Consider the following 771-nt stretch of genomic DNA (forward strand, 5'->3'; position numbering starts at 1 on the left):
GCGGACGAGGCGGCTTCCATGGCGAGCTTGAGGTCCTTGAGCATCAGGGCGGCGGCGAAGCCGCCATCATAGTCGCGGTCGGCGGGCGTCTCCGGGCCGACGCCGGGCACCGGGCAATAGCTGGTCATCGACCAGCACTGGCCCGAAGCCTTTGAGGCGATGTCGAAGAAGGTCTGCGGATCGAGGCCGAGCTTCTGGGCGAGCACGAAGGTCTCGCACGTGGCGATCATCGACGCGCCGAGCAGCATGTTGTTGCAGATCTTGGCGGCCTGCCCCGCGCCGGCCCCGCCGGCATGGATCACCGCCTTGCCCATGGTGGCGAGGAACGGCTCGGCGCGGCCGAACGCCTCGTCGGTGCCGCCGACCATGAAGGTGAGCGTGCCGCCCTCGGCGGCGGCGATGCCGCCGGAGACCGGCGCGTCGACCATCAGATAGGCGGCGGCCCGCGCCTTCTCGATCACCTCGCGGGCGGTGGCGACGTCGATGGTGGAGCAGTCCATCAGGATGGCGCTCGGCGGCGCCTTGCCCAGGATCGAATGCTCGTAGACGTCGCGGACATGGGTGCCGGCGGGCAGCATGGTCACCACCGCCTCGGCCTCCTCGACCGCCTCGGTCGCCGATCCCGCGGCAAGGCAGCCGCGTGCCGTCGCCTTCTCCAGCGCCTCCGCCGACAGATCGAAGGCACGCACGTCATGGCCCGCCTTGGCGAGATTGGCCGCCATGCCGCCGCCCATATTGCCCAGCCCGATGAAACCTAAACGTGCCATGTCG

At 69.9% G+C, this 771-nt stretch carries 1 protein-coding gene; it reads right to left on the minus strand.

Annotated features, from left to right (window positions below; all coding sequences use genetic code 11):
- A partial coding sequence (gene mmsB / locus DDE10_RS23165) for a 3-hydroxyisobutyrate dehydrogenase (RefSeq protein ID WP_114955170.1) occupies positions 1-767 on the minus strand: 767 nt, incomplete at its 3' end.
- Positions 768-771: the final 4 nt, after the last annotated feature.

The sequence above is a fragment of the Sphingosinicella terrae genome (genome assembly GCF_003347635.1).
Classification (GTDB): Bacteria; Pseudomonadota; Alphaproteobacteria; order Sphingomonadales; family Sphingomonadaceae; genus Allosphingosinicella; species Allosphingosinicella terrae.